The sequence below is a fragment of the Candidatus Protofrankia californiensis genome (assembly GCF_900634765.1).
Lineage (GTDB): Bacteria > Actinomycetota > Actinomycetes > Frankiales > Frankiaceae > Protofrankia > Protofrankia californiensis.
In genome coordinates, this window is sequence record NZ_CAAAFT010000175.1 from 1 (window position 1) to 4,273 (window position 4,273).

The window sequence follows — 4,273 nt, forward strand, 5'->3', positions numbered from 1 at the left end:
GACCGGACTGGCCCGACCCCTGGCTCGGCGACTGGCTGGATGACCCCCCCGACGGCGACTGGCTGGATGACCAGCTCTGTGACTCTGTCGGGCTCGCACTGGACCAGCCGCCCGAGGACTGCGAGGGCTGGCCCGCATTCTGCCCGGGAAGCTGCGGGATCGGCCACTGGGTGGGCCACTGGGTCGGCAACTGGATGGGCAGCTGGGGCCATCCGGTCGTCTGGTTGGTGGGCGTGCTCGCCTCGCCGCTGTTCCCGGACTGCCCGCCCTCCTGCTGGGCGGTCCCGGACGTCGACGAAGAGCCGGAATCCGACGGGCCGTCCGCAAACGCGGCTGTGGGGTTAAGCCCCACGAAGAGCCCGGTGACGGCCGACATGGCCAGCATCACCACGCCCCGGCCAATTTTGTGCGTCATGACCTTTCCTCTTCTCTCGTACTGCGGCGGTATTGTTACCGCGTGCTACACCATAGCCATTTGATGTTCAGGGGAAGGCGTGGAACGCGATATGGCTACGAGGAAACCGGGGGTCTTCCGGCCATCACGATGGTTGGTTCTGGCCGGGATTCTCCTGATCGGCGTGAGTGGTCAGAAGCTTGTTTCGTCCGAATATGGGAAACTGGTCGGCGTGCCCGAGGTAACAGCCACGACGGGAACTGACGCAGGGTCGGCGCCATCGGTTGCGGCTCCGCGGGGTTCGGCCGCTACGGCCCGGCACCAGAACAGTCCGCCGACTTTTCTGCGTATTCCGGCATTGGGCACGTCCGCGCCGGTCGGGCCGGTCGGGCTCAATGCGGACGGAACCCTCGAAGTGCCGACCTCCTGGACCGACGTCGGTTGGTATGAATATGGGCCGCGGCCCGGTGACGTCGGCGCGTCCGTACTTGTCGGTCATTACGACTCGACGACCGGACCGGCGGTCTTCTACCGGCTCGAGAAACTCAAGAAATCGGACGCCATCGAGGCGAACCTGGCGGACGGGACGGTTGTGCGATTCACGGTCGACCGTATTCAGGAGGTCTCGAAGGATGCGTTTCCGGCGGGCCAGGTCTACGGCAGGGTCGATCGGCCGGAACTACGGCTCATCACCTGTGGGGGTGCCTTCGACAAGAAAACCCACCACTATCTGAAGAACGTGATCGTGTACGCACATGCCGTTGCCGATCGGGTGACACCGACGCCTACACCGTGATCGTCCCGGTGCGCCAGGCCGCGGCGGGACGGCCGAGGTGCCCGGGGGCGAGCCGATCGACGCGTATATGACATCGGCGCGTACGCGACGTCGACATGCACATGACATAGCCGGCGTTAACCTCCGCTGAGACAGGCAACCTCGGGGAGGGGCCATGAACGTCTCGGTGTCACAGGTCGTCCGTACGATCGCCGTGATCGGCGCAATCGGGCCGCGCAGGCGCGCGTCCACAAGGCGCCGCAGGCGTGGGCCCGCGTTCCCGGAAGTCCTGTCGGGGACGCTGCTCATGGCGGCTCTGCTGGTACTGACCGGATGCACGGACACGGACACGGGGTCCGCGCAGGTGCCGCCCTCCGCCGGCGCATCCGTCGGAGAGGCCACCGGCCAGCCCGGGACAGGCCAGCCCGGCACCGGGCAGACCGGGGCCGGCCAGCCTCAGCGATCGGTGGCGCCTGGCGCTACCGCGGGCGCGGCGGCCTTCCCGTACCAGCCGTTGTGGCCCTTTGCCAGCGCCGCGGACGCGCGGGCGTGGCAGACGGGCAGCAGTCCGGAAGGGCACCAGCCGTGGCATCTCGACCCGGCAGCTACCGCGCTGTCCTTCACGCGCGACTTTCTCGGCTTCGCCGACATCGACCGGACGCTTGCCAGCACGGTGACCGGTGACGACGCCCGGGTACAGGTCGGTTACGCCACCGAGGGTGGGCGTACCGGTGTCGCGGCCGTCGTCCATCTCGCCCGGTTCGGTTCCGGCGGTGACGCACCGTGGGAGGTCGTCGGTACCGACGACACCACCTTCTCACTCACCCAGCCGGCCTACGGAGCGAGCGTGACGGCGTCGCTGACGGCCGGCGGCCGGATCACCGGTGTCGACGAAAGCATCCACGTGCAGGTGCGGCCGGCAGCGGGATCCGGCGGCCAGGTCGTCGGGGAGTACTGCTGCCTGCCCGCGGGCGGGCAGAACTCGACCTGGACGGCGAACGTGAAGATCAGCGCACGGCCTGGTCAGGGCCTCGTCGTGGTCGCGTCCACCGGCGGCCACCTACACGGGGTCGAGCGCTTCACCGTCACCGGCGTCCGCTACACGGGGTAGTCAACTACGCCGGGTAGCGGAGCAGGGATAGCCCTTCGGCCGGAGCTGCTCATCCTGGCCGGACTGGCCGGAGCGGGTCGTCCCGGCCGAAGCCGGTGGCCCTGGCCGTGATGATCATTCGGCCAGGGCCACCGGGATGATCGGCTGACCAGGACCACCGCAGTGGTCACCCGGCCAGGACGACGTCGACGGCCAGCTCACCGGTGTCCCGGGTGAAGGCCAGCGCCGCGATGCTGCCGGCGCTGCGCAGATCGGCCGCGGCAGCCTCGACCAGACCCACCAGGTCGGCGTCCCCGCTGACCCGGGCGGAGGCCACCTCCGCCTTCATCGACACCCTGGCCTCCGACTTGGAACGCCGGATCGCCGTGAGCGCCGTGCTGACCGCCTCGAGCAGGCGCGGGTTGCCGTTGTCGGCGACCTTGCGCAGCTCACCCGCCTCCGGCCAGCGGGAGCGGTGCACCGAACCGGGCTTCCACCACGACCAGACCTCTTCGGTGACGAAGGGGAGGAACGGCGCGAACAGCGAGAGCACCGTGGACAGGGCGATGGCGAGGGTGGCCCGCGCGGACGCCGCACCCTGCTCGCCGAACGAGCCGTACGCGCGTCCTTTGACAAGCTCGACGTAGTCGTCGCAGAACCGCCAGAAGAACGACTCGGTGAGTTCGAGCGCGCGAGTGTAGTCGTAGCCGTCCAAGGCCGTGGACGCCGCGTCCAGCACGTCAGCGAGTGCCGCCAACAACGCCCGGTCGAGCGGTTCACCGACCGCGCCGGGTTCCTCGACCGCGCCGAGACCGAGGACGAACCGGCTCGCGTTGAGCAGTTTGATGGCCAGCCGGCGCCCGATTTTCATCTGGCCGACGTCGAAGGCGGTGTCGGTGCCCGGCCGGCCGGAGGCGGCCCAATAGCGCACCGCGTCCGAACCGTGCTGTTCGAGCAGGTCCAGCGGGGTGACGACGTTGCCCTTGGACTTCGACATCTTCTTGCGGTCCGGGTCGAGGATCCACCCGGAGATGGCCGCGTTCGTCCACGGCAGCGTGCCGAATTCGGCGTGGCTGCGCAGCACGGTCGAAAACAGCCAGGTCCGGATGATCTCATGCGCCTGGGGACGCAGATCCATCGGGAACACCCGGGCGAACAAATCGTCGTCGCTGCCCCAGCCGGCGGCGATCTGCGGGGTGAGCGACGACGTCGCCCACGTGTCCATCACGTCCGGGTCGGCGGCGAAACCACCGGGAATTCCGCGCCGGTCCTCGCTGAACCCGGGCGCGGTGTCACTGGACGGGTCGACCGGCAGCGCCGCATGGTCGGCAACGATCGGCCGGTCGTACTGTGGAATGCCGGCGTCGTCCAGCGGATACCAGACCGGGAACGGCACCCCGAAGAAACGTTGCCGGCTGATCAGCCAGTCCCCGGTGAGCCCGTCCACCCAGTTCTCGTACCGGATCCGCATGTGCGGGGGATGCCAGTGCAGTTCACTGCCACGGGCACGTAGCTGTGCCCGCAGGGTCTCGTCCCGGCCGCCGTTGCGGATGTACCACTGGCGGGTCGTGACGATTTCCAGCGGCCGGTCGCCCTTTTCGTAGAACTTCACCGGATGGCTGATCGGCCGCGGGTCGCCCAGCAGCGCCCCGCCGTCGCGCAGCAGCGCCACGATCCGCTCGCGGGCGGCGTGAACGGTGCGCCCGGCCAGGTCGGCGTAGTGGGCCCGGCCCGCCTCCGAGGTGATCGCCTCGGGCGGGTCGACCAGCAGCCGGCCGTCCCGGCCGATCACCGCACGGGTGGGCAGCCGCAGCTCACGCCACCAGGTGACGTCGGTCAGGTCGCCGAAGGTACAGATCATCGCGATGCCCGACCCCTTCTCGGGGTCGGCGAGGCGGTGCGCCAGCACCGGCACCTCGACGTCGAACAGGGGAGTGCGCACCGCGGAGCCGAACAGCGGCTGGTAGCGCTCGTCGTCGGGATGGGCGACCAGGGCCACGCATGCGGCCAGCAG

Annotated in this window: 2 protein-coding genes and 2 pseudogenes; 3 read left to right on the plus strand and 1 reads right to left on the minus strand. The window is 69.2% G+C overall.

The genetic code is table 11. The annotated features are described in order from the left end of the window. The 3 genes and pseudogenes from DD1DGNOD_RS26770 to DD1DGNOD_RS09765 all read left to right on the plus strand — a co-directional run. A pseudogene (locus DD1DGNOD_RS26770) lies at window positions 1-479 on the plus strand (hypothetical protein); the annotation flags it as partial. A gap of 99 nt (window positions 480-578) precedes the next feature. Then, on the plus strand, window positions 579-1,190 hold the full coding sequence (locus DD1DGNOD_RS09760; RefSeq protein WP_165034884.1) for a class F sortase: 612 nt from the start codon (window positions 579-581) through the stop codon (window positions 1,188-1,190). 154 nt (window positions 1,191-1,344) lie between these two features. Continuing rightward, the gene (locus DD1DGNOD_RS09765) at window positions 1,345-2,280 is read left to right on the plus strand and encodes a hypothetical protein (RefSeq protein WP_131766316.1); all 936 of its coding nucleotides are present in this window, start codon (window positions 1,345-1,347) and stop codon (window positions 2,278-2,280) included. Between the two features lie 166 nt (window positions 2,281-2,446). Here DD1DGNOD_RS09765 and valS read toward each other — a convergent pair. Beyond that, a pseudogene (gene valS / locus DD1DGNOD_RS09770) lies at window positions 2,447-4,273 on the minus strand (valine--tRNA ligase); the annotation flags it as partial.